The 24143-nt window shown below is 68.0% G+C and carries 19 protein-coding genes; 14 read left to right on the forward strand and 5 right to left on the reverse strand.

The features are described from left to right. The first annotated feature begins 11 nt into the window (after window positions 1-11). From QYL93_RS03335 to QYL93_RS03355, 5 genes are all read left to right on the forward strand, one after another. Window positions 12-812, forward strand: a complete 801-nt coding sequence (locus QYL93_RS03335) for an enoyl-CoA hydratase/isomerase family protein (RefSeq protein ID WP_305742330.1) — start codon at window positions 12-14, stop codon at window positions 810-812. Window positions 813-832: 20 nt separating this feature from the next. Then, complete coding sequence (locus tag QYL93_RS03340) at window positions 833-1552, forward strand: DUF4126 domain-containing protein (protein WP_305742331.1); 720 nt, start codon at window positions 833-835, stop codon at window positions 1550-1552. A 5-nt stretch (window positions 1553-1557) separates the two neighbouring features. Then, window positions 1558-3570, forward strand: coding sequence for an acetyl/propionyl/methylcrotonyl-CoA carboxylase subunit alpha (locus QYL93_RS03345; protein WP_305742332.1), 2013 nt, complete (start codon window positions 1558-1560; stop codon window positions 3568-3570). Between the two features lie 30 nt (window positions 3571-3600). After that, the gene (locus tag QYL93_RS03350) at window positions 3601-4521 is read left to right on the forward strand and encodes a glyoxylate/hydroxypyruvate reductase A (protein WP_305742333.1); all 921 of its coding nucleotides are present in this window, start codon (window positions 3601-3603) and stop codon (window positions 4519-4521) included. An 85-nt stretch (window positions 4522-4606) separates the two neighbouring features. Next, a complete protein-coding gene (locus QYL93_RS03355; protein ID WP_305742334.1) occupies window positions 4607-5071 on the forward strand; it encodes a DUF3592 domain-containing protein in 465 nt (154 codons plus the stop codon). Here the strand turns inward: QYL93_RS03355 and QYL93_RS03360 are convergent. The 3 genes from QYL93_RS03360 to QYL93_RS03370 all read right to left on the reverse strand — a co-directional run bounded on the left by QYL93_RS03360 (window position 5058) and on the right by QYL93_RS03370 (window position 7995). Continuing rightward, window positions 5058-6086, reverse strand: coding sequence for a tripartite tricarboxylate transporter substrate binding protein (locus tag QYL93_RS03360; protein WP_305742335.1), 1029 nt, complete (start codon window positions 6084-6086; stop codon window positions 5058-5060). The genes QYL93_RS03355 and QYL93_RS03360 overlap by 14 nt on opposite strands. Before the next feature lie 92 nt (window positions 6087-6178). Next, window positions 6179-7015 carry a 3-keto-5-aminohexanoate cleavage protein gene (locus QYL93_RS03365; protein ID WP_305742336.1) on the reverse strand — a complete coding sequence of 279 codons (837 nt, stop codon included), beginning with the start codon at window positions 7013-7015 and terminating at the stop codon, window positions 6179-6181. Further along, window positions 7012-7995 carry a 3-hydroxyacyl-CoA dehydrogenase family protein gene (locus QYL93_RS03370; protein ID WP_305742337.1) on the reverse strand — a complete coding sequence of 328 codons (984 nt, stop codon included), beginning with the start codon at window positions 7993-7995 and terminating at the stop codon, window positions 7012-7014. Before QYL93_RS03370 ends, QYL93_RS03365 begins: the two co-directional genes overlap by 4 nt. 88 nt (window positions 7996-8083) lie before the next feature. On the opposite strand from QYL93_RS03370, the gene QYL93_RS03375 reads away from it, so the two are divergent. The 8 genes from QYL93_RS03375 (at window position 8084) to QYL93_RS03410 (ending at window position 15411) form a co-directional block, all read left to right on the forward strand. After that, window positions 8084-8992 carry a LysR family transcriptional regulator gene (locus QYL93_RS03375; protein ID WP_305742338.1) on the forward strand — a complete coding sequence of 303 codons (909 nt, stop codon included), beginning with the start codon at window positions 8084-8086 and terminating at the stop codon, window positions 8990-8992. Window positions 8993-9133: 141 nt separating this feature from the next. Beyond that, window positions 9134-10042 carry a hydroxymethylglutaryl-CoA lyase gene (locus tag QYL93_RS03380; protein WP_305742339.1) on the forward strand — a complete coding sequence of 303 codons (909 nt, stop codon included), beginning with the start codon at window positions 9134-9136 and terminating at the stop codon, window positions 10040-10042. 85 nt (window positions 10043-10127) lie between these two features. Further along, window positions 10128-10655, forward strand: a complete 528-nt coding sequence (locus QYL93_RS03385) for a YbaK/EbsC family protein (RefSeq protein WP_305742789.1) — start codon at window positions 10128-10130, stop codon at window positions 10653-10655. Continuing rightward, window positions 10652-10918, forward strand: coding sequence for a DUF1289 domain-containing protein (locus tag QYL93_RS03390; RefSeq protein WP_305742340.1), 267 nt, complete (start codon window positions 10652-10654; stop codon window positions 10916-10918). Before QYL93_RS03385 ends, QYL93_RS03390 begins: the two co-directional genes overlap by 4 nt. Continuing rightward, window positions 10915-11568 carry a 2-hydroxychromene-2-carboxylate isomerase gene (locus QYL93_RS03395; protein WP_305742341.1) on the forward strand — a complete coding sequence of 218 codons (654 nt, stop codon included), beginning with the start codon at window positions 10915-10917 and terminating at the stop codon, window positions 11566-11568. The genes QYL93_RS03390 and QYL93_RS03395 overlap by 4 nt, the downstream gene beginning before the upstream one ends. Before the next feature lie 42 nt (window positions 11569-11610). Next, window positions 11611-13176 carry a magnesium-protoporphyrin IX monomethyl ester anaerobic oxidative cyclase gene (bchE, locus tag QYL93_RS03400; RefSeq protein ID WP_305742342.1) on the forward strand — a complete coding sequence of 522 codons (1566 nt, stop codon included), beginning with the start codon at window positions 11611-11613 and terminating at the stop codon, window positions 13174-13176. A 254-nt stretch (window positions 13177-13430) separates the two neighbouring features. After that, window positions 13431-15101 (forward strand): MFS transporter, encoded by a 1671-nt coding sequence (locus QYL93_RS03405; RefSeq protein WP_305742343.1) that lies wholly within the window; start codon window positions 13431-13433, stop codon window positions 15099-15101. 151 nt (window positions 15102-15252) lie between these two features. After that, window positions 15253-15411 carry a hypothetical protein gene (locus QYL93_RS03410; protein WP_007858372.1) on the forward strand — a complete coding sequence of 53 codons (159 nt, stop codon included), beginning with the start codon at window positions 15253-15255 and terminating at the stop codon, window positions 15409-15411. Between the two features lie 205 nt (window positions 15412-15616). Here QYL93_RS03410 and QYL93_RS03415 read toward each other — a convergent pair whose 3' ends face one another. Together QYL93_RS03415 and QYL93_RS03420 are read right to left on the reverse strand one after the other, a co-directional pair. Continuing rightward, window positions 15617-16747 carry an ABC transporter substrate-binding protein gene (locus QYL93_RS03415; RefSeq protein WP_305742344.1) on the reverse strand — a complete coding sequence of 377 codons (1131 nt, stop codon included), beginning with the start codon at window positions 16745-16747 and terminating at the stop codon, window positions 15617-15619. 100 nt (window positions 16748-16847) lie between these two features. Beyond that, complete coding sequence (locus tag QYL93_RS03420; RefSeq protein ID WP_305742345.1) at window positions 16848-17966, reverse strand: ABC transporter substrate-binding protein; 1119 nt, start codon at window positions 17964-17966, stop codon at window positions 16848-16850. Between the two features lie 181 nt (window positions 17967-18147). On the opposite strand from QYL93_RS03420, the gene uvrA reads away from it, so the two are divergent. Beyond that, window positions 18148-24024 carry an excinuclease ABC subunit UvrA gene (uvrA, locus tag QYL93_RS03425; RefSeq protein ID WP_305742346.1) on the forward strand — a complete coding sequence of 1959 codons (5877 nt, stop codon included), beginning with the start codon at window positions 18148-18150 and terminating at the stop codon, window positions 24022-24024. Window positions 24025-24143 lie beyond the last annotated feature (119 nt).

A 24143-nucleotide genomic window follows, 5' to 3' on the forward strand; every position in this document is an offset into this window, starting at 1 on the left:
GACCGATTGCCATGGGAACGAACAACCTCGCCATCACCTATGCAGGCGCCGTGGCGCGCATCACGCTCACGCAGCCTGAGATCCGCAACGCCTTCAGCGACGAAGTCATCGCCGAGATCACGGCGGCCTTCACTGAAGTGGGTGCACGCGCCGAGGTGCGCGCCGTGGTGCTGGCGGCCGAGGGCCCCGCGTTCTGTGCGGGCGCCAACCTCAACTGGATGCGCCGCATGGCCGACTACACGCGCGACGAGAACGTGGCCGATGCAGGCAAGCTCGCCGAGATGCTGCGCGTGATCTACGAATGCCCCAAACCCACCATTGCCCGTGTGCAGGGCGATGTGTATGCCGGCGGCGTGGGCCTGGTGGCCGCCTGCGACATGGCGGTGGCGGTGGACACGGCGGGCTTCTGCCTGAGCGAGGTGAAGCTGGGCCTGATCCCCGCGACGATCAGCCCTTACGTGATCCGCGCCATGGGCGCGCGCGCGGCGCACCGCTACTTTCTCACGGCCGAGCGCTTCAGCGCGGCCGAGGCGCTGCGCATCGGCTTCGTGCACGAGGTGGTGGCGGCCGACCCGGACTTCGCGGCATTGGACGCCAAGGTGGCCGAGCTGCTCAAGGCGCTGACCAGTGCCAGCCCGGCGGCCGTGCGCGCCTGCAAGAAGCTGGTGATCAACGTGGCCGAGCGCGAAATCAACGCGCAGCTGATCGACGCCACGGTGCAGGGCATCGCCGACATCCGCGCCAGCGAGGAAGGCCGCGAGGGCGTGCAGTCCTTCCTGCAAAAGCGCAAGCCCGCCTGGCTGGCCGTTTGATCTTCTGACTGGAAATCCCCATGGACGCACTCTGGCTCAGCATCGTTCAGTGGCTGCACACCATCGGCCTGCATGTGGACGCGGGCACCGCACGCGACGTGGCCGGCGGGGTGGCCCACGCCACCCAGCAGCTCGACATGCCCGGCCTGCTGGCCCTGGCGGCCGCCCTGGGCTGGGCCAGCGGCGTGCGCCTGTACGCCGTGGTGTTCATGGTCGGCGCCATGGGCTGGGCCGGCTGGCTGCCGCTGCCGCCGGGCCTCTCGGTGCTGCAAAGCCCGATGGTGCTGGCGGTCAGCGGTTGCATGCTGGTGGTGGAGTTCTTCGCCGACAAGGTGCCCTGGTTCGACAGCCTCTGGGACGCCGTGCACGCCTTCATCCGGGTGCCTGCCGGGGCGCTGCTGGCGGCCGGGGTGTTCGGGGCGGACAGCGCCACCATGGGGCTGGTGGGCGGGCTCATGGGCGGCTCGCTCGCCGCCACTTCGCTGGCCACCAAGATGACGGCGCGCGCCGCGGCCAACACCTCGCCCGAACCGTTTTCCAACTGGGGCCTGTCCTTTCTTGAGGACGGGCTGGTGGTCGGCGTGGTCTGGCTCGCCACGCAGTACCCGGTGACCTTCGGTGTGGTGCTGGTGGTGATGCTTGTGGTCTCGGTGCTGCTGCTGGTGGTGCTCTTCAAGTTTCTGCGCGCCGTGCTGCGGCGCTTGTCTTCTCTCTTTTCCGGCCCCGCGAAGGCGGTTTAATTCCTATGTTTACCAAGATCCTGATTGCCAACCGGGGCGAGATCGCTTGCCGTGTTGCCGCCACTGCCCGCCGCATGGGGGTGAAGACCGTGGCGGTGTACTCGGACGCCGATGCGGGCGCCAAGCATGTCGCGGTGTGCGACGAGTCCGTACACATCGGCGGCAGCGCACCCAAGGAAAGCTACCTGCAGTGGCAGCGCATCATCGCCGCCGCCAAGGCCACGGGTGCGCAGGCCGTGCATCCGGGATACGGCTTCCTGAGCGAGAACGAGGAATTCGCCCAGGCCTGCGCCGACGCGGGCCTGGTGTTTATCGGCCCGCCGCCCTCGGCGATCCAGGCCATGGGGCTCAAGGCCGAGTCCAAGCAGCTCATGGAGAAGGCCGGTGTGCCCCTGGTGCCCGGCTACCACGGTGCCGACCAGGACCCGGCCCTGCTGCAGCGCGAGGCCGACCGCATCGGCTACCCGGTGCTGATCAAGGCCAGCGCCGGTGGTGGCGGCAAGGGCATGCGCGCCGTGGAGTCGGCGGCCGAGTTCGCCGATGCCCTGGCCTCGTGCCAGCGCGAGGCCATCAACAGCTTCGGCGACGATGCGGTGCTGATCGAAAAGTACGTGCAGCGCCCGCGCCACATCGAGATCCAGGTGTTCGGCGATACCCAGGGCAACTACGTCTACCTGTTCGAGCGCGACTGCTCGGTGCAGCGCCGCCACCAGAAGGTGCTGGAGGAAGCCCCGGCCCCGGGCATGACCGAGGCCATGCGCCAGGAAATGGGCAACGCCGCCGTGGCCGCCGCCCGCGCCGTGAACTACGTCGGCGCCGGCACGGTGGAATTCATCGTCGAGCAGCGGGCCGACGGCAGCATGAACTTCTTCTTCATGGAGATGAACACCCGCCTGCAGGTGGAGCACCCCGTGACCGAGGCCATCACCGGCCAGGATCTGGTGGAGTGGCAGCTGCGCGTGGCCTCGGGCGAGCCGCTGCCGCTGGCGCAGGACCAACTGCGCATCACCGGCCACGCCATCGAGGCGCGCATCTGCGCCGAGAACCCCGACAACAACTTCCTGCCCGCCACGGGCGCGCTGCACGTGTACGGCCTGCCCGCCCATGTGGCCTTCGAGCGCGGCACGGTGCGCGTGGACTCGGGTGTGCGCCAGGGCGATGCCATCAGCCCCTTCTACGACTCCATGGTGGCCAAGCTCATCGTGCATGGCGACACGCGCGAGCAGGCCCTGGCCCGCCTGGACGAGGCCCTGGCCCAGACGCACATCGTGGGGCTGGCCACCAATGTGCAGTTCCTGCGCCGCGTGGCGCGCACCGATTCGTTTGCCCAGGCCCAGCTCGACACCGCGCTGATCCCGCGCGAGCAGGCCGTGCTGTTCAAGAGAGAGGACGTGGGCCTGCCGCTGGCCGCCGCCAGCGCCGTGGCGCAGACGCTGTTGCGCGAGCGCGCCACCGAGGGCGTGGACCCGTTCAGCCGCCGCGATGGCTTTCATACGCACGGTGTGGTGCAGCGCCGCTTCGAGTTCGAGTTCGGTGGCGAGCATGCCAAGGCCTGGCTCACCTACGAGCGCGGCGGCAGCCTGCACCTGGCGGTGGGCGAGGGCGCTGCCCAGGTGGCCGGGCCCCTGGTGTTGGCCCCCGTTGGCGATGCCATCGACCTGCAGTTCGCCGGCCAGCGCACGCGCGCCGCCGTGTACGCCCAGGGCGAGGTGGACCATGTGTTCACGCCCCAAGGCGCCACGCAGATCGTGGCCATCGACCTGCTGGCCCATTCCGGCGAAGCGGCGGCCGAGGGCGGGCGCCTCACGGCCCCCATGCCCGGCAAGGTGGTGTCGTTCGCCGTCAAGGCCGGCGACAAGGTCGCCAAGGGCCAGGCCCTGGCCGTGATGGAGGCGATGAAGATGGAGCACACCATTGCCGCCCCGGTGGATGGTGTGGTGCAGGAGCTGCTCTATGCGCCCGGCGACCAGGTGGCCGAAGGAGCCGAGCTGCTCAAGCTGGTGACAGTTGCTGCCTGACCCCCTGCAGGCGCGGTACGCTTACGGCCCATGAACATCACTTTTTGCTGTACCGATACCAAGGCCGAGCCTTGGCTGCAAGGCCTGCAGGCGGCCCTGCCCGATGCCTCCATATCCGTCTGGCAACGGGGCGCACCCCAGGCCGACTACGCCGTGGTCTGGGCGCCGCCCCAGCAGTTCATGGACGAGCAGCAGGCCCTGAAGGCGCTGTTCAACATCGGCGCGGGCGTGGATGCGCTGCTCAAGCTGCGCCTGCCGCCCGGCGTGCGCGTGGTGCGCCTTGACGATGCCGGCATGGCCGTGCAGATGGCCGAGTACGTGTGCCACGCCGTCATCCGCCACTTCCGCGAGTTCGATGCCTACGAGGCCGACTTGCAGGCCGGGCGCTGGGGCTACCGCAAGCCGCGCCTGCGCAGCGAGTTCCCGGTCGGCGTGATGGGGCTCGGCGTGCTGGGCGAGCGCGTGGCCCGGGCGCTGGCGCAGTTCGATTTTCCGGTCAACGGCTGGAGCCGCTCGCCCAAGGCCATCGAGGGCGTGCGCGGGTTCAGCGGTGCCAAGGGGTTCAATGATTTCCTCGCTGCCAGCCGGGTGCTGGTCAACCTGCTGCCGCTCACGCCCGAGACCGAGAATGTGATGAACCGCGAGACGCTGTCGCGCCTGCAGCCGGGCGCGTATGTGGTCAACGTGGCGCGCGGAGCGCACCTCGTGGAGGAGGACCTGCTGGCCCTCATCGACAGCGGCCACGTGGCCGGTGCCACGCTGGACGTGTTCCGCAAGGAGCCCTTGCCCGCCGGCCACCCGTTCTGGAACCACTCGCGCATCGTGGTCACGCCGCACACCTCGGCACGCACCCTGCGCGAGGAGAGCATTGCCCAGATCGCGCGCAAGATGGTGGCCCTTGAGCGCGGCGAGGCCGTGGCCGGTGTGGTGGATCCCGGTCGCGGGTACTGAAGCGTTTCATGGACAGCGGGTGGCGCTTGGGTGCCATGAAAAACGGAGTGGGACAGTCCCTGCGCTTCGGGTAACAATGGCGCCCATGGTTGCCACCCCCGCGTCTTCACCACCGTCCTCTTTGTGGCGGATCTTGGGCCTGCTGGGCTGGTTTGTCCTGCTGCCTAGCGCGCTCACGGTGCTGGGTGCGGCGTGGCTGCTCGGCGGTTCGCTGCCCGGGGGCGACATGCGTACCGCCCCGGGCCGGGTGGTGGGGCACGAGACCACCAATCTGCACCGCAGCGTGGGCGAAAAGAGCGTAGTGGAGTTTGCCGCCCACGACGGCCGCACCTTGCGCGTCGTGGATTCACTGGTGCGCCAGGGCGCGGCGGTGCACAAGGTGGGCGAGGCTGTCACCGTGCGCTACCCGGCCCAAGACCCCCTGCAGGCCGAGATCGGTGGGTCTTCCATCGTCAAGCGGGTGCTGGGCTGGGCGTTGCTGCTGTGCGGCGGCCTGGGCATGCTCGCGGGATGGCTGCTGCTGCGCCTGCGGCCCGTCAGTCCAGCGTGACGCCCGTATCGCGCACCAGCTTGCCCAGGCGCTGCGCATCGCCCTTGATCAGCGCGCCGAAATCGGCGGCCGTGCCGCCGACCGCAGGCGTGCCGATGGCCTCCCACTTGGTGCGAAACGCCGGGTCCTTGAAGATCGCATTCACCGTGGCATTGAGCTTGTCCACTGCGGCGGGCGGGGTGCCGGAGCGCACGGCTATGCCATGCCAGCCCGTGATCTGGTAGCCCGCCACGCCGGCCTGCGCCATGGTGGGTACGTTGGGCAGCACCTTGCTGCGCTCGGTTGATGTGACTGCCAGCGGGACCAGTCGGCCCGCCTGGATGTGCTGCAGCGAGCTGCCCACGATATCGAACATCACGTTGACCTGGCCTCCGATCAGGTCGTTGAGCGCCGGCCCCGCGCCCCGGTAGGGAATGTGGCCGAGCTTCACCTGCTCCAGCGCATTGAACAGCTCACCCGCCAGGTGCTGCGGCGTGCCGTTGCCGGCGGAGGCAAAGCTCAGCGGTGTCTTGCCGGCCTTCGCCAGGGCGATGAATTCGGCCACCGTCTTGACTCCCAGCGAAGGATGCACTTCCAGCACCAGCGGAAAGGCCGACAGCTGCACCACAGGCTCCAGGTCGGTGAGCGGGTTGAAGGGCATGGTCTTGTACAGCGACGGGTTCACGGCCATGGGGCCGCTGGCGGCCAGCAGCAGCGTGTGGCCGTCGGCCGGGGCCTGACGAGCCACCTCGGCGCTGCCCAGGTTGCCACCAGCACCGCTCTTGTTGTCGATGATCACGCTGACGCCGAGCCGCTGCTGCAGCTCGGGCTGCAGCATGCGTGCCATCAGGTCCGTGGGCCCGCCGGGCGGGTAGGGCACGACGAAGCGGATGGTCTTGGTGGGGTAGGCAGTCGCCGGTTGCTGCGCAGATGCCGTGGCGGAAATGCCCAGCGCCAGGGGCAGTGCCCAGGTGAGCGCCGTGAGTGCGGCAAGTGCCCGCCGTGTGTGGCGCGGGTATGGGTGGCGGTGTTGCATGCGGTGTCTCCTGCAAAGGTGTGGGATGGAAAGCCCGTCTGGTGCGGGTTGGGGTGCGGAAATGGGGTGGCGCCTGGCCTGGTGCCCGGGGCTTAGCGGGCGTCGAACCGCCGTCGAATGTCTGCGGCCGTGGCCAGCGGCCGGCCGAGTGCGGTGGCAGCCTCCACGGCCTGGCGCACGAGGGCTGCGTTGTCGGGTGCGGGGCTGCCGTCCTTGCACAGCAGGTTGTTCTCGAAGCCCACGCGCGCATGCCCGCCCAACGCTGCGGCGGCCGTGATGCAGGTGTTTTCCGTGGCGCCGAAGGCGCACACGGCCCAGGGCTCGGACCCCTCATGTGCCGCCAGAAACGGCAGCAGGTCGTGCGGGCTGGAGGTCTGGCCTGCGCTGTAGCGCCCCAGCACGAACAGCAGGAACCAGGGGGCGTCGGGCACCACGCCGCTGGCGCGCAAGGCCTGCCAGCGGCGCAGATCGGCCACGTCGTAGAGGATGACCTGCACCATGGTGTGCTGGAGCGCCAGGCCGGTGAAAAAGCGCTGCAGTCCCGCCTCGCCGACCTCGGGCTGATCGATCTCGCGCAGCCCGATGGACACGGCCTCGGGCTGTAGCGCTTCGACCATGGCGATCTGTGCCGGGGCACGGTACACGCCCGCTGCCTCGCTGGTGATCTGCACCACCATGGCGGTGCCCACGGCCTTGCTCACCGCGCGCTGGGCTTCGCGGTAGCCTTCCACATCGAGGCTGTGGCGGCCCTGGGCATCGCGGATGTGCATGTGCAGCATGGCCGCGCCAGCATCCAGGCAGGCCCGGGCCGTCGTGGCCAGCGTGTCCGGGGTGATGGGTACGGCCGGGTGGTCCGCCCGCTGCTTGTACGCGCCATTGGGCGCCACGGTGATGATGAGCGGCTCGCTCCATTGGGCCGCGGCGCTCATGGGACCGCCTTTGCAGCGGATGGCGCCGCATCGGGCGCTACCACCGGCAGCTCGCTGGCCAGCAGGGCCAGGCCCTGGCGCAGCAGGGCGTCATAGCGGGCGCGCTCCTGGCGCCGGCGGTCCTCGGGCCAGTCGAAGAATCCCTTGCCGGTCTTCATGCCCAGATCGCCGCGCGCCACCCTGTCGCGCAGCGCCTGCGCGGGGATGTCGGTGTTGGAGAGCGTGGGGTACATGGTGGCGGCCGCTGCGCAATGCACTTCGATGCCTGCATGGTCGCGCTGCAGTACGGGTCCTGCCGCCAGAAAGCGGAAGCCGAAGCCGAAGCGCACGGCAGCGTCCACATCCTCGGGCGAGGCGATGCCCTCGTCGATCAGCGCGAACGCCTCGCGCGACAGGGCGTGCTGCATGCGGTTGGCCAGAAAGCCGGGCTTGTCCTTCTTCACCAGCACCGGCACGCTGCCGCAGCCGCGCATGAAGCCATGCAGCCACTGGCCCAGCGCTGGATCGCTGTGCTCGCCCAGCACCACCTCCACCAGCGGCACCAGGTGCGCAGGCATGAAGAAGTGCAGGCCGAGCATGCGCTGCGCGGTGGGCAGGCCACCTGCAATCGCGCTGATCGGAAAGCCCGAGCTGTTGCTGGCCAGTACGGCGTCGGCCGGAGCGTGGTTCACCAACTGGGCAAAAAGCGCCTGCTTGGCGGCCAGTTGCTCGGTGATGCACTCCACCACCAGCGACGTGCCCTGCCAGGCGACCTCGCCCAGCGCTGCGCACACCGACACCCGGCTTGCACGGTCGGCAAAGCCCGCGGCGGCCAGTTCTGCGGCGATATGGGGCAGCAGGTGCTCGCGCCGGGCCTGGTGCGGGTCCACCACGGTCACCTGGGCGCCGCCGCGGGCCAGCACCACGGCCACATCGGCACCCATGGTGCCCCCACCCACGACCACTGTGCGCGCGTCGCGCGGTGAACTGCTGCGATCCATGCTGTCTCCTTGGTTCTATCGAATGCAGCGCAGTCTAGGGAGCTTGCATTGCGCGGTCCAGCCGTCTTTTTCGATAAACTGATCACTTATGAAGATCAATTGGTCCGCCCGCGAGGTCGATGTCTTTCTGGCTCTGGCCGATACGCTGAGTTTTCGGCGCACGGCGCTGCAGATGCACCTGTCGCAGTCGGCCGTGTCGGGCACGCTCGCACGGCTCGAAGAGATGCTGGGCGCGCGCCTGTTCGACCGCACCACGCGCACGGTGCAGCTCACGCAGTCGGGGGATGTGTTCGCCGAGCAGGCCCGCTTCCTGCGCCACCAGATGGAGGAGACCGTGCGCCGTGTGCAGGCAGTGGCTCAGGTGGAGGTGGGGCGCCTGGCACTGGCTGCGCTGCCTTCGCTGGCGGCGGGCGCCGTGCCCCGGGCCTTTGCGCGGTTTTCCGCTGACCACCCGGGGGTGCACCTGGAGCTGTTCGACAGTCTGGCCGGACCGGCCTTCGACATGGTGCGCGCGGGGCGGGTGGACTTTGCGCTCACGGCCGCCAACCCGGCCTATGCCGACCTGGACTACGCGCCGCTGGCGTCGGACCGCTTCGTACTGCTGCTGGGGCAGGCGCACCCGCTGGCCCGGGGGCGCGGGGCCCTGGCCTGGGCCGATGTGGCCCACCTGCCGCACATCTCCATGCCGGCAGGCACCAGCGTGCGCCAGTATGCCGACGAGGCGCTGCTCACCCACCGCATCCGGTTTGCGCCGCAGTACGAGGTGGAGCACCTGGCCACCATTGCGGCGATGGTGGCCGCCAATCTGGGGGTCAGCGCCCTGCCGGAGCTGGCCGCGCAGGTGGTGCAGCGCCCCGAAGTGGTGGTGCGCCCGCTGAAGCTGCCCTCCCTGCGCCGACCTATCGGCCTGGTGACCTTGCGGGGGCGGCGCCTGTCACCCGCCGCGCAGCAGATGGTGGAGCTGCTGCGCCGGGAGATGGGCGGCGCAGCGGGCTGACCGCCTTGTGGAAGGTGCCCGGCGCCGCACAATGGCAGGTGCGGAGAATGGTCTGGCAGGATATGGGGTGGCCCGCCGCCAGGGAAGCTCCGACAATGGAGACCCTGGTCTGTTTTTACCCATCTTTCCGGTAGCCACCCCATGAGCATTCCCTCCCGCGTCAAACTCGTCGACGTCGGCCCGCGCGACGGCCTGCAGAACGAAAAGTCCCCCGTGCCCGCCGAGGTCAAGATCGGCTTGGTGCATCGCCTGCAGGAGGCGGGCCTCAAGAACATCGAGGTCACGAGCTATGTCTCGCCCAAGTGGGTGCCGCAGATGGCGGACAACCACGAGGTCATGGAAGGCATCGCGCGCCAGGCGGGCATCGTCTACTCGGTGCTCACACCCAACCTCCAGGGCTACGAGGCCGCCGTGCGCGACCGGCCCGACGAGATCGTGGTGTTCGGTTCGGCCAGCGAGGCTTTCAGCCAGAAGAACATCAACTGCTCCATTGCCGAGAGCATCGAGCGCTTCGCCCCCGTGGTGCAGGCTGCGCGCGCGGCCGGCATCCATGTGCGTGGCGCCATGAGCTGCACGGTGGGCTGCCCCTACGAAGGCGAGATCGCGCCCGAGCGCGTGGCCTATCTGGCGGGCCTCATGAAGGGCATCGGCGTGCAGCATGTGGGCGTGGCCGACACCATCGGTGTGGGCACGCCGCGCAAGGTGCAGCAGGCCATGGATGCCACCTTGCAGCACTACGGCATCGACGATGTCTCGGGCCATTTCCACGATACCTACGGCCAGGCCCTGGCCAACACCCTGGCCACGCTGGAGATGGGCGTCTGGCAGTACGACACTTCCGTCGCGGGCCTGGGCGGCTGCCCCTACGCCAAGGGCGCCACCGGCAACGTGGCCACCGAAGACGTGGTCTACATGCTGCACGGCATGGGCATCGACACGGGCATCAATCTGGACAAGCTCATCGATGCGGGCGCCTACATCAGCAGCTTTTTGAACCGCAAGCCCAACTCGCGCGCGGCCAATGCCTTGCTGACCAAGCGGGCAGGCTGAGCGCGAGGGTCTGGAAGGCCCGACAATGCTGGACCAGCGGGCGGCACCGTGCCGCCCCACCATGACCAGTGTGGGAACCTTGGATATGTGCGGAGCGGAACTGAAGAACTTGCCGGAAGGCGTGCAACGGGTGGCAGCGGCGCTGCAGGCGCAGGGCCATCCCCATATGCCGCAGATGCTCGACGATGCGGCGCGCACGGCGCAGCAGGCGGCCGACGCCCTGGGCATCCTCGTCGGCCAGGTGGCCAAGAGCATCATCTTTCGGCGCAAGAGCGACGATGTGGCGGTGCTCGTGGTGACCTCGGGCGACCGGCGCGTGGACGAAAAAAAGGTCGAGGCCCATGTGGGCAAGGTCGGCCGGGCCGATGCGGAGTTCGTGAAGGCACGCACCGGCTTTTCCATCGGCGGCGTGTCGCCGCTGGCGCATGCCACGCCGCCCGTCACGCTGATCGACCGCGATCTGCTGCGCTTTGACGTGGTGTGGGCTGCGGCCGGGCATCCAAACAGCGTGTTCCCGCTGCACCCGAACGACCTCACGCGCCTGACCGGCGCGCCGGTGGTGGACGTGGTGCAGGAGCCCGTGCCACCCTCAGCTCCTACTGCCGCGGCATGACCCCGGTCGAGCTGCTGGCCAACCACGCCCGCCAGATCGGCGCGGCCGGGCATTTCGATGCCCGCAGCCAGGAGCCCATGCCCTCGCCCTGCATCTCGGTGTGCCGCATGTCACCCGACCGCAGCCACTGCGAGGGCTGCTTTCGCACGCTGGACGAGATCCGCATCTGGGGCAGCGCAGACAGCACCGTGCGCCGAGCCATCTGGGCGCAGTTGCTGCTGCGTGCAGGCATTCCCACCGCTGATACGGAGACACTGCCATGAAGCGCATCACTTTTTACCTGGATTTCATTTCGCCCTATGCCTGGCTGGCCTTCGAGCGCCTGCCCGAGGTGCTGGAGGGGCTGAGCTACAGCGTGGCCTACAAACCCGTGCTGCTCGGTGCCCTGCTTGCGCAGCACGCCAACCCGGGCCCGGCCGGCATCGCGCCCAAGCGCGACTGGACCTACCGCCATGTGACCTGGCTCGGCCATGCCCATGGCATCGGGCTGCAGATGCCGGCGCGCCACCCCTTCAACCCGCTGCCGCTGCTGCGCCAGGCCCTGGCCTGCAGCGACGACGGCCACATCAACCGCTACGTGGCCGGGACTGTGCTGCGCCATGTCTGGCAGGGCGGGCAGGACGCGCTCGATGCTGGGCGCATGGCCACGCTGGCCGCGGCCCTGGCCGAGCAGCTTCGCCCAGGGCAGGACATCGCCAGCGAGGCCCCCAAGGCGCTGCTGCGCGCCAACACCGAGGCCGCGCAGGCCGCCGGCGTGTTCGGCGTGCCTGCCTTCGAGGTCGATGGCAAGCTGTTCTGGGGGCTCGATAGCCTGCCCATGCTGCGCGCCTACCTCGATGGCGATGCATGGTTTGAGGGGCCGGACTGGGACGGCGTGGGCGGGGTTCCTTCGGGACTGGCCCCCAAGGGCTGAAGGAGGCCGGAGGCCAGGCGGGGCAGGTTATTCTTGGCCTCGATGCACATCGCCCTTGTCAACCCACCCCACACCGCCATCGGCAGCCGCATTCCGCGCGAGCACCTGCCGCCGCTGGGCCTGCTGTGCGTGGGTGGGCCGCTGCTGGATGCCGGCTACCGGGTGAAGCTGATCGATGCCGAGCTGGCCCCGCTCACGCTTGAGCAGATCGTGCAGGCGGTGCTGCAGTCGGGGGCCGACACCGTGATGGTCGGGCACTCCGGGTCGAGCTCCGTGCATGCCACGGTGCTGCAGCTGTGTCTGCTGCTCAAGCAGGCGCTGCCCGCGCTTCGCACCATCTACGGCGGCGTGCACCCCACCTACCACTGGGACGAGATCCTTGAGGAATGTGCCGCCATCGATCTCATCGTGCGCGGCGAGGGGGAGCAGACTACGCTGGACCTGGTTCGGGCGCTGGAGCGCGGTGCGCCCCTGGCCGGTGTCGATGGCATTGCCTACCGCGATGCATACGGCCGTGCCATGGCCACGGCCAATGCTGCGATGCTGCGCAGGCTCGATGACTACCGCGTGGGCTGGGAGCTGATCGACCATGCCGACTACTCCTACTGGGGTGGCAAGCGTGCGGTGTTGGTGCAGTTCGCGCGCGGCTGCCCCTACCTGTGCAACTACTGCGGCCAGCGCGGTTTCTGGACCCAGTGGCGCCACCGGGACCCGGTGCTGCTCGCCAGGGAGCTGGCCCGGCTGCACCGCGAACACGGCGTGGAGCTGGTCAACTTTACCGACGAATTGCCAACAGGTTCGCGCAAGGCGTGGCGCGCATTCCTGGAGGCGCTGATTGCCGAGGACGTGCCGCTGCTGCTCGTGGGGTCCACGCGCGCAGGCGACATCGTGCGCGACGAGGACATCCTGCACCTGTACCGGCAGGCCGGCGTGATCCGCTTCCTGCTGGGCATCGAGAGCTACGACGAGGCCACCCTCCAGGACATCCGCAAGGGTGGCAGCATGGGCGAGGACCGTCGCGCCATCCAACTGCTGCGCCAGCATGGCATTGTCTCGATGGCGACCTACGTTGTGGGTTTCATGGAAGAGTCCGACGCCGACTTCTGGAAGTCCTTCCGGCACCTGCTGCGCTACGACCCTGACCAGGTGCAGTTGCTGCATGCCACGCCGCACCGCTGGACGCCGTTCTACGCCACGGTGGAAGACCGCAGGGTGATCCAGACCGACACGCGGCGCTGGGACTACAAGCACCAGGTGCTGGAAGCGCCCGGCGTGCCCGCATGGCGGGTATTTTCCTGGTTCAAGACCCTGGAAGTGCTGATGCAGGTGCGGCCCAAGGTGCTGTGGCGCCACCTGTTCCACCGCGATGCCGACTACCGCCATGCCATGCGCTGGTACACCCGCATCGGACGGCGCGTGTGGTTCCATGAGGTGGCGGAATTCCTGTTCGATACCCGCCTGCTCAAGGACGGCCCCACGCTCAAGGCGTTTCTGGGTGGCTCGCTGGCCGAGCGTGAATATGCGCTTGACACGCGCCGCCGGCCTGCCCCCACCTTTTCCATCCCGGTGGTGCCGGTGCGCGACGAACAGCAGCGGCAGCCGGGCTGAGCGTTCAGTGGGCGGCCATCGGCGCTCATTCTTACGGACGCGCCGTCAGCTTCGAGGGGGCGCAGGCGCCCCCCAGCCGGGGCTTTCCCGCATGCTGAAAGCGGGTGCAAGGGTTTCACCTTAAGTTGTCAGAGCGCGGTCAGTTTGGTGAAAGGCCCTGTTGGTTTCGCGTCAGAGGGTGGTCAGTGCAATCTCCAAGAATGTGGGCAGCCGCACCAGAGGGCGGTCTGAATACATCACACAGGAGACAAACCATGGCAACCCATCCCGCACCGCGGCCGATGACCGCCGAAGAGAAGAAGGTCATCTTCGCTTCGTCGCTCGGCACCGTTTTCGAGTGGTACGACTTTTATCTGTACGGCTCGCTCGCAGCCATCATTGCCAAGCAGTTCTTCAGCGGTCTGGATGCGGGCGCGGCCTTCATCTTTGCGCTGCTGGCCTTCGCGGCGGGTTTCCTGGTGCGGCCTTTCGGCGCCATCGTGTTCGGCCGCCTGGGCGACATGATCGGGCGCAAATACACCTTCCTGGTCACCATCCTGATCATGGGTCTGGCGACCTTCATCGTCGGCCTGCTGCCGAGCTATGCCACCATCGGCGTGGCCGCTCCCATCATCCTGATCGCATTGCGCATGCTGCAAGGCTTGGCGCTCGGCGGTGAGTACGGCGGTGCCGCCACCTACGTGGCCGAGCATGCCCCGCACGGCAAGCGCGGTGCCTACACCTCGTGGATCCAGACCACGGCCACGCTGGGCCTGTTCCTGAGCCTGCTGGTGATCCTGGGTGTGCGCCTGAGCCTGGGCGAAGCCGTGTTCCAGGACTGGGGCTGGCGCATTCCGTTCCTGGTGTCTATCCTGCTCCTGGGCATCTCGGTGTGGATCCGCCTGTCGCTGTCGGAATCTCCAGCCTTCCAGAAGATGAAGGCCGAGGGCAAGACCTCCAAGGCACCGCTGTCCGAATCCTTCGGCCAATGGAAGAACCTGAAGATCGTGATCCTGGCGCTGGTGGGCCTGACCGCCGGCCAGGCCGTGGTCTGGTACTCGGGTCAGTTCTACGCGCTGTTCTTCCTGACGCAGCAGCTCAAGGTGGACAACACCACCGCCAACCTGCTGATCGCTGCCGCACTGCTGCTGGGCACGCCCTTCTTCGTGGTGTTCGGTACGCTGTCGGACAAGATCGGCCGCAAGCCCATCATCATGGCCGGTTGCCTGCTGGCCGTGGTGACCTACTTCCCCGTCTTCAAGGCGCTGACCGAAGCCGCCAACCCTGACCTGGCCAAGGCCCAGGCAACGGCCGGAGTGGTGGTGACGGCCGACCCCGCGTCGTGCTCCTTCCAGGGCAACCCGGTGGCCCGCGAGATCGACTTCCGCAGCTCTTGCGACATCGCCAAGCGCTACCTGGTGCAGAACTCGGTGAGCTACGACAACGTGGCAGGCCCTGCCGGCTCCAAAGCCGTGGTCAAGATCGGCACCAAGACCGTTGAGGCGCCGACCGGGACTGTGGTGAACCTCAAGTTCGACGAAGCCTCCGCCAAGTCCATCGCCGCCTTCAAGAAAGAAGTGGCCGATGAGCTGAAGGTCGCCGGTTACCCGACCAAGGCCGACCCTGCCAAGACCAACAAGGTCCTGACTGTGGTGCTGCTGTTCTGGCTGGTGCTGCTGGTGACCATGGTGTATGGCCCCATTGCCGCCATGCTGGTGGAAATGTTCCCGACCCGCATCCGCTACACCTCGATGAGCCTGCCCTACCACATCGGCAACGGCTGGTTCGGCGGCCTGCTGCCCACCACGGCCTTCGCCATCGTGGCCCAGACCGGCAACATGTACAACGGCCTGTGGTACCCCATCATCATTGCGGGCATGACCCTGGTGATCGGCACGCTGTTCATCCGCGAAACCAAGGACGTGGACATCTACGCCAACGACTGACGATTACGGCAACTGCGACCAGTGCCCGCCTCCCCCGGGGCGGGTACTGTGTTCCAGAAAAGGGCCTCGCACGCACCATGCGGAGCTGCGAGGCCCTTTTGTTGAACAAGCATTCAAGCAACCCCCTCAAAACATTCAGGAGATATGAGCCATGTGGAAGATCGTTGTCGGATTCGTGCTGTTTGCAGCCCTGTCGCTGTTCGTCATCATGAAGGCAGGTGACAAGGTGGACATGGGCGGTGAGCAGCACGGCGGCGACTCCCTGCATGTGCCCGCCGCGCCTGCCTCCGGGGCCAGCGCTGCGCATTAAAAAAAGCACCCCCTGAGTCGCTTCGCGCCTTCACCCCTCTCTCGACTCGCCATGCGAGTCGGGAGGGGGACGCCCCCGGTGCGGCGGGGCGGCCCTTGCACGGGGGCACTGGCTTGGGCAGCGCCAGTTTCACAAGCCGTGGGCCTGCGCTGCGGCCCGATGCCAGTCGGAGATGCCCGCTGGACTGATGGCCGTGCAGTTCCCGCTACCGTTTAAACCGGCCGTCCGTTCCGATGATGGAGAGGTCCGAGAAATCCAGGCCCGAGTGGTCGCTGCTGCTGTAGGAGAGGGTGAGCCCGCCCATGTCCCAGTTGCGGATGCCCTCCAGGCCCGCGTGCAGCTTTGCGCGGTCGGGCTTGGGGCCGGCGCGCTTGAGGCCTTCCACCAGCACCTTGGCGCTGACGAAGCCCTCCACCATGGCCGGGGTCAGTTCGCTCACGCCGCCAGCCTTGGCCAGGTCCATGGCCTCCTTGATCAGCGCGTAGTTCACCGACCGCTCGGAGGGGAAGACCTGCGTCACCACTACGCCGCGCGCGCTTTCGCCCAGGGCCTTCACGAAGCCGCCCGAGGCGTTGTTCGACAGGGTCACGATCTGCCCGGTGACGCCCGCAGCGCGCAGCGCCTTGATGCCGTCCACCACGGCGGCACCAGTGCCGATGAAGACGACGGCCTGGGGCTGTTTCTGCGCCACGCGTGGGGCGATGGCGGCATAGTCGGGCTTGGCGCGGTCGAACTTCTCGATGAACAAGGCCTCGATGCCGTTGGCCTTGAAGCCTGCCTGTGCACCGGCCAGCCCGTCGGCCCCGAAGGTGTCGTCCACGTGCACGACGCCGATCTGCTTGATGCCCAGGGTGTTGAGGTGGGTGATGGCTTTCTCCACCTCGCGCTGGTAGGTGGCGCGCACGTTGAAAACGTACTTGAGCACCGGCTTGTGCAGCACCATGGCGCCGGTGGATGGGCCGATGAGCGGCACGCCATGCTGTTCCAGCACCGCAACGATGCCCTGGGTGTGGGGCGTGCCGCGCGTCATGAAAAGACCGATCACGCCCTTCTGCTCGATGAGCGTACGGGTGTTCTCCAGAGTCAGCTTGGGGTCGAACTTGTCATCGAGCGTGATGACCTCGACCTTTTGCCCCGCCACGCCGCCGCGCGCGTTGACATGGTCGATGTAGAGCGACGCGCCCTTCATGGACTCCTGCACCGTGGCGGCGGCCGAGCCGGTCACGCCCACGGTCTGGCCGATCAGGATCTGCGCATGCGCCACGCCCCCGATGGCCAGCAGGGCGAGGACGGCGCTGGCCGTGAACGGGTGGATGGCGGCGGCAACGTTCTTCATGGAGACCCTGTCGGAGGTATGTGGCAGTGTAGGGTGAAGGTGTGACAAATGGTAGCCACAAAAAGGCGATTGGCGCCACCCCCATCCACAAGACAGGGGCTCAGCGGCGGAACTTGCCGTCCGTGCCGATGATGGACAGGTCGGCAAAGTCCAGGCCGGTGTGGTCGTCGGGGCCGAAACTCAGCTCCAGGCCCCCGAGGTCGAACTTGCGGATGCCTTCCAGCGCCGCCTGGATCTTCTCGCGCGTGGGCTTGGGGCCGGCGCGCTTGAGGCCCTCGACCAGCACCTTGGCGGCTGCGAAGCCTTCGAGCATGGCGGGGCTGATGTCGCCCACTCCCTTGGCCTTGGCCAGTTCCTGCGCCTCCTTGACCATGCCGTAGGTCACGGCGCGCTCGTTGGGGTAGACCTGGGTCACGATCACGCCGCGCGCATTGGCGCCCAGGCTCTTGATGAAACCGCCCGAGGCGTTGTTGGACAGGGTCACGATCTGCGCACCCGAGCCCGCTGCCCGCAGCGCGGTGCCGGCATCCACCACGGCCGAGCCCGAGGCGACCATCAGCACGGCCTGCGCCTGGGCCTTGGCGACCTTGGCGGCAATGGGTGCAAAGTCCGGCTTGGCGCGGTCGAACTTCTCCAGCACCACGGCGGTCAGCTTGCTGGCGGCCAGGCCCTTCTGGGCACCCGTCACGCCATCGGCGCCAAAGCTGTCGTCGGCGTACATCACCGCGATGCGGGTGATGCCCATGGAGGCCAGGTGGGTCATGGCCTTTTCGGCCTCGCGCTGGTAGGTGGCACGGACGTTGAAGATGTTCTTGCGCACCGGCTGGTGCAGTACCATGGCACCCGTCGAGGGGCCGACCAGCACGACGCCATGCTTGTCCAGCAGCGGAATCATGGCCTCGGTATGGGGCGTGCCGCGCGTGAGGAACATGGCCAGCACGTTCTTGTCCTCGATCAGCACGCGGGCGTTCTCGGCGGCCAGCTTGGGGTCGAACTTGTCGTCCATCGAGATCAGCTCGATCTTCTGCCCGTTGACGCCCCCCTTGGCGTTGACCGCATCAATGAACAGCTTCGCGCCGTCCGAGGTTTCTTTCACGCCCGCCGCGACCTGGCCCGAGTAGCCTGCCGTCTGCCCGATCAGGAGCTGGGCATGGCCCGTGCCGCACAGCGCCGCTGCGAGGACGGCTGCGGTCCCCCATTGTTTCCATGTGGTGTTCATGGTTGTCTCCTTGAATTATCTGGTAACTCTAAACAGATGCTCTTCCTTTGCGAACCGGCATAACCCGACGCTGTGACAGGACTTGTCAGCAGATGCGATGTCAGGGGCCATTGGAATGCGGCCGGACGGGACGCGCAGCGGTGCCTAGAATGTCCCGCCTCACCCTCGAAAGACTGCCTCCATGACCCAGGGACTGATACGTATCCGCGGCGCACGCCAGCACAACCTCAAGAACCTGGATCTGGACATCCGCACCGGGGAGCTCACGGTGGTCACGGGGCCCAGCGGCTCGGGCAAGTCCAGCCTGGTCTTCGACACCCTGTATGCCGAAGGGCAGCGGCGCTATGTGGAGACCTTCAGCGCCTATGCGCGCCAGTTCCTGGACCGCATGGACAAGCCGGCCGTGGACAAGGTCGAAGGCGTGCCGCCGGCCATCGCCATCGACCAGACCAACCCGGTGCGCAGCTCGCGCTCCACCGTGGGCACGATGACGGAGCTCAACGACCATCTGAAGCTGCTGTTCGCGCGCGCCGGCCAGCTGTTCGACCGCGCGACCGCCCAGCCGGTGCGCCACGACAGCCCCGAGACCATTTACGCCGAGCTGCAGCACCGTTGCGCCGCAGGCGGTGATCCGCGCGTCGTGCTCACCTTCCCGGTCGAACTGCCTGCCAACACCTCGGCCGAGCAGGTCGAGCAGTGGCTGTCGGCCAGCGGCTTCACCAAGGTGCAGGCCGAGCGCGAGGTGGCCACGCCCACCGGCCCGCGCAAGCTGCTTGACGTGGTGGCCGACCGCTTTCGCCTGGGCAATGCCGAGAAGGCGCGCGTGATCGAGGCCATCGAGGTGGCCTTGAAGCGCGGCACCGGGCGCCTCAATGTCTACCGCCTGGGTGATGCACCTGAGGCCGATCCCGAACTGTGGCGCTTTTCCACCGGGCTGCACTGCCCCGACAGCGATTTGCGCTACAGCGACCCGATTCCGTCGATGTTCTCGTTCAACTCCGCCGTGGGCGCTTGCGAGACCTGCCGGGGCTTTGGCCGCGTGATCGGGGTGGACTACGGCCTGGTGATCCCCAACGACAAGCTCACCTTGCGCGCTGGCGCCATCAAGACCATCCAGACCCCGGCATGGAAAGAGGCGCAGGACGACCTCATGCGCCACGCCGAGGCGGCGGGTGTGCCGCGCGACACGCCTTGGTACAAGCTCACCGAGGACCAGAAGAAATGGGTCATCGGCGGCACGCCCGGCTACAAGGACGGGCAGTGGAGCAAGCAGTGGTACGGCATCAAGCGCTTTTTCGAGTACCTGGAGAGCAAGGCCTACAAAATGCACATCCGGGTGCTGCTGTCCAAGTACCGCAGCTACACGCCATGCCCCACCTGCGCCGGCGCGCGCCTCAAGACCGAGAGCCTGCAGTGGCGCATCGGCAGCAAGGACGCGGCCGATGCGGTGCTCGAGCCCGGCCGGCGCTTCATGCCCGAGGGCGTGCAATGGAGCCGCGCCCAGCTTGAAGCCCTGCCGGGCCTGTGCCTGCACGACCTGATGCTGCTGCCCATCGATCGGCTGCGGCGCTTCTTCGACCGCATCGACTTCGTGGCCGAAGGCGGGCAGGGCAACGAGGGCGACGCCCAGGCCCTGAAGCTGCTGTTCGAGGAAATCACCACGCGCCTCAAATACCTGTGCGACGTGGGCATCGGCTACCTCACGCTGGACCGGCAAAGCCGCACGCTGAGCGGCGGCGAGGTGCAGCGCATCAATCTGACCACGGCGCTGGGTACTTCGCTGGTCAACACCCTGTTCGTGCTCGACGAGCCCAGCATCGGCCTGCACCCGCGCGACATGCACCGCATCACCGAGGCCATGCTGCGCCTGCGCGATGCAGGCAACACCCTGGTGGTGGTGGAGCACGACCCGGCCGTGATGCTTGCGGCCGACCGCATGATCGACATGGGCCCCGGCCCTGGCCGCCTGGGCGGGCAGATCGTCTTTGACGGCACCACGGCCGACCTGCGCCATGCCGACACCCTCACAGGTGCCTACCTGAGCGGGCGCAAGCATGTGGGCTTCGGCTTTAAGCGCATGGTGACCGAGGCCACGCCGCGCCTGGTCCTCGAAGGGGCGCGCGAGCACAACCTGAAGGACGTGTCGGTGGAGTTCCCGCTGCAGCGCCTGGTCACCGTCACCGGCGTCAGCGGCTCGGGCAAGTCGAGCCTGATCCAGGACGTGCTGGCCCCCGCGCTGCTGCGCCACTTCGGCAAGGCCACCGACTCGCCGGGCGCGCACGAGCGCATGCTGGGCGCCGACCACCTGTCTGATGTGGTGTTCGTGGACCAGTCGCCGATCGGCAAGACGGCGCGCTCCAACCCCGTGAGCTATGTGGGCGCGTGGGACAGTGTGCGCGAGCTGTTCGCCGTGGCCCCGCTGGCCAAGCAGCGCAGCTACACCGCCGCCAAGTTCAGCTTCAACAGCGGCGACGGGCGCTGCCCGACCTGCGGCGGATCGGGCTTCGAGCATGTGGAGATGCAGTTCCTGTCCGACGTCTACCTGCGCTGCCCCGATTGCGACGGCAAGCGCTACCGCCCCGAGATCCTGGAGATCACCATCGAGCGCGGTGGCCGCGCGCTCAACGTGGCCGACGTGCTGGCCCTCACCGTGGCCGAAGCCGCCGACCTGTTCGCCAGCGACCGCGACGTGATCCGTGCGCTGCAGCCCATCGTCGACGTGGGGCTCGAGTACGTGGCCCTGGGCCAGCCCGTGCCCACGCTGTCGGGCGGCGAGGCACAGCGCCTGAAGCTCGCGGGCTTTCTGGCCGAGGCGGCGCGCACGGCGGCCAAGTCGCGCCAGGCCATTGCGCGCAAGGGCACGCTGTTCCTGTTCGACGAGCCCACCACGGGCCTGCACTTCGACGACATCGCCAAGCTCATGCGCGCCCTGCGCAAGCTCATCGACGCGGGACATTCGCTGATCGTGATCGAGCACAACCTGGACGTGATCCGCGCCAGCGACTGGCTCATCGACCTGGGCCCCGAGGGCGGCGACGGCGGCGGCCTGGTGGTGGCCGAGGGCACGCCCGAGGACGTGCGCCAGCATGCCACCTCCCACACCGGCCAGGCGCTGCGCGACTACGAGCTGACCCTGGGTGCCGGTGGCCATTCGGTGCACGAGAAGGCGGCGGTGCTGCGCAACCAGCAGCGCCTGGCCCATACCGGCCAGGCCAACACCTCCAAGAACGCCATCGAGATCATCAACGCCAAGGAGCACAACCTCAAGAACCTGAGCGTGGACATCCCGCGTGGCCGCTTCAACGTGGTGACGGGCGTGAGCGGCTCGGGCAAGTCCACGCTGGCCTTCGACATCCTGTTCAACGAAGGCCAGCGGCGCTACCTCGAATCGCTCAACGCCTATGCGCGCAGCATCGTGCAGCCTGCGGGCCGGCCCGAGGTGGATGCGGTCTACGGCATTCCGCCCACGGTGGCCATCGAGCAGCGCCTGTCGCGCGGGGGGCGCAAGTCCACCGTGGGCACGACCACCGAGGTCTGGCACTTCTTGCGCCTGCTGTACGTCAAGCTGGGCACGCAGCACTGCGTGAAGGACGGTGCCGCCGTGCAGCCTCAGACGCCCGAGAGCATTGCCGCCCAGCTGATGCGCACCTTCCGCGGCCAGCATATCGGCCTGCTCGCGCCGCTGGTGATGAACCGCAAGGGCGTGTACACCGAGCTGGCCGACTGGGCACGCCCGCGCGGCTTCACGCACCTGCGGGTGGATGGCAACTTCTTGCCGACCACGGGTTTCCCGCGCATCGACCGCTTCAAGGAGCACACCATCGAGCTGCCCGTGGCCAGCATAGACGTGTCGGCCGAGGGCGAGGCGCTGCTGCGCGAATCGCTGGCCCAGGCGCTTACGCACGGCAAGGGCGTGGTGCACGTGCTCAGCAGCCTCGAAGGCCTGCGCGCGGCCATGGTCGCCGGCACGCCCACAGCGGCCATCGGCACGCTGCAGGCGTTCTCGACCAAGCGCGCCTGCCCGGTGTGCGCCACCTCGTATGCCGAGCTCGACCCGCGCCTGTTCAGCTACAACAGCAAGCACGGCTGGTGCCCCGATTGCGTGGGCACGGGCGTCAAGCTCACCAAGGACCAGCGCAAGGTGTTCGACGACTCGGTGCAGGACGACAAGGAAAAGGGCCGTGAGCAGACCTTTGCCGAGCCCGAGGTCGAAGACCTGGCCGATACTGCCTGCCCTGGCTGCCAGGGTACGCGCCTGAACCCCACGGCGCGCGCCGTGCGGTTTGCGGGCATCGGCATCACCGACATCGCGGCCCTGTCGGTCACCGACGTGCGCCGCTGGGTCGAGACCCTGCAGATCGAAGGCGGCATGAGCCGGCGCGAGGCCGACATCGCCCGCGACCTGGTGCCCGAGATCAAGAGCCGTCTTGAATTTCTCGAAGAGGTGGGCCTGGGCTACCTCACGCTGGACCGGGGCGCACCCACGCTCTCGGGCGGCGAGGCGCAGCGCATCCGCCTGGCGGCACAGCTGGGCAGCAACTTGCAGGGCGTGTGCTACGTGCTCGACGAGCCCACCATCGGCCTGCATGCGCGCGACAACCAGATCCTGCTCAACGCCCTGCACAAGCTCGGCGACAAGGGCAACACGCTGGTGGTGGTGGAGCATGACGAGGACACCATCCGCCGTGCCGACCACATCATCGACATCGGCCCGAGCGCCGGCAAGCGGGGCGGGCGCCTGGTGGCGCAAGGCAGCGTGGCCGACATCACGGCCGCCGAAGATTCGCAGACCGGCCGCTACCTGCTGCACGCCATGAAGCACCCGCTGCAATTGCGCCGCAGCATGCTGCCGAGCGAGCTGAGCGCAGCCGACGCCGCCTTGGGCGATCCCGTGGATGCGCCCAAGGGCCGGCAAAGCGCGGCGGTGAAGAAGCGCGCCGCGCAGGCCGCAGCGCTCACTGCGCAGGCACTGGACGATGCCAAGGCGCGAGCCGCCATCCGCTGGCTCACCGTGCATGGCGCGCACCTGCACAACCTGCAGAACGTGACGGCCACCGTGCCGCTGCACCGCCTGGTGGCGGTCACCGGTGTGAGCGGCTCGGGCAAGTCCACGCTGGCGCGCGACGTGCTGCTGACCAATGTGCAGTCCTGGGTGCAGCAGCGCTCGACCAAGGCCGGGCGCGATGCCATGGACGCGGGCAAGGCCCCGGCCCTGGTGGGTTGCACGGGCCTGGCGGGCTTCGAGTCGGTGGACCGGGTGCTGGAAGTGGACCAGACTCCCATCGGCAAGACGCCACGCTCCTGCCCCGCGACCTACATCGGCTTCTGGGACACCATCCGCAAGCTGTTTGCCGAGACGCTGGAGGCCAAGGCGCGCGGCTATGCCGCCGGGCGCTTCAGCTTCAACACCGGCGAGGGCCGCTGCCCGACCTGCGAAGGCCAGGGCATACGCACCATCGCCATGAGCTTTCTGCCCGATGTGAAGGTGCCTTGCGAGGCCTGCCACGGCGCGCGTTTCAACCCCGAGACGCTGGCCGTGACCTGGCGCGGCAAGAGCATCGGCGACGTGCTGCAGATGGAGGTCGACGAAGCCGTGGACTTCTTCGCAGCCATGCCCAGCATTGCGCACCCGCTGCAACTGCTCAAGGACGTGGGCCTGGGCTACCTCACGCTGGGCCAGCCTTCGCCCACGCTTTCGGGTGGCGAGGCGCAGCGCATCAAGCTCGTGACCGAGCTCACCAAGGTGCGCGACGAGGTGGGCCGCCGCGGCCAGAAGGCGCCGCACACGCTCTACGTGCTCGACGAACCCACCGTGGGCCTGCACATGGCCGACGTGGACAAGCTCATCCGCGTGCTGCACCGCCTGGTCGATGGCGGGCACAGCGTGGTGGTGATCGAGCACGATCTGGATGTGATCGCCGAGGCCGACTGGATCATCGATCTAGGGCCCGAAGGGGGCAAGGAGGGTGGCCGCATCGTGGCCGCCGCGGCGCCGGAAGCGGTGGTGCAACTGGGCACGCACACGGGGGTGGCGCTGGCTCCGGTGCTGGCGCGCTGAAGGGGTTGAGGGGACAGTGAGGGGGCCTCTGAAGCGGGGGCTGGGATGGGGACAAGAGACAAGGGCAGGGCCCACGCAGGGGTTGGGCGACGTCCTACGGGAGGCGCGGAACTCGGCGC

It is taken from the genome of Acidovorax sp. A1169, assembly GCF_030704685.1.
Classification (GTDB): domain Bacteria; phylum Pseudomonadota; class Gammaproteobacteria; order Burkholderiales; family Burkholderiaceae_C; genus Acidovorax.